General features: G+C 49.5%; 1 protein-coding gene. It reads right to left on the reverse strand.

The features are described from left to right. Positions 1-505 (reverse strand): phage tail protein (locus tag Xvie_RS20560; protein WP_208612673.1); only part of this gene is annotated, 505 nt, incomplete at both ends.

Consider the following 505-nt stretch of genomic DNA (forward strand, 5'->3'; position numbering starts at 1 on the left):
TATCCCCCATAACGATAAATTCACCCGCGATTTGGCTGTTCCCAATGACGATAACACTAAATCTGGCCGTTGTTTGCCAATATATACCCCCTCAGAGACCCGGATATCACTCTGAAATGTGCCTCCTTTTGAGGCCGAAACGGCATCAACATCCCCCGCAACCAGTGAAATATCCGATGACAGCCACTTCCCATTAATTCGCCGGTTATCAGGCACGGCGCGGCGCGCTTTTTCTATTGTGACCTCTAACCCCAGATTTTTCACGAACTGCGATTTATCCGGAATGTCCTCGCCATTCATTCTCCTGAGCAGCCTGTTGTCGGCATTGTCGAACGCCTGTTTCACTGCATAGGATGTTGCTGCCTCGGTTTGGCTGTCACTGTATATGGCATTGCTGAGCTGGACGGTGCCGGATTGGGTGGTTGAGGCGTGGGGTACGGATTTTTGTATTATTTTCCGAATTGCCTCAGCCAATTGGGTATCATCAGATTGACTCGGTTTAATG

The organism is Xenorhabdus vietnamensis, assembly GCF_002127535.1.
GTDB classification, from domain to species: domain Bacteria; phylum Pseudomonadota; class Gammaproteobacteria; order Enterobacterales; family Enterobacteriaceae; genus Xenorhabdus; species Xenorhabdus vietnamensis.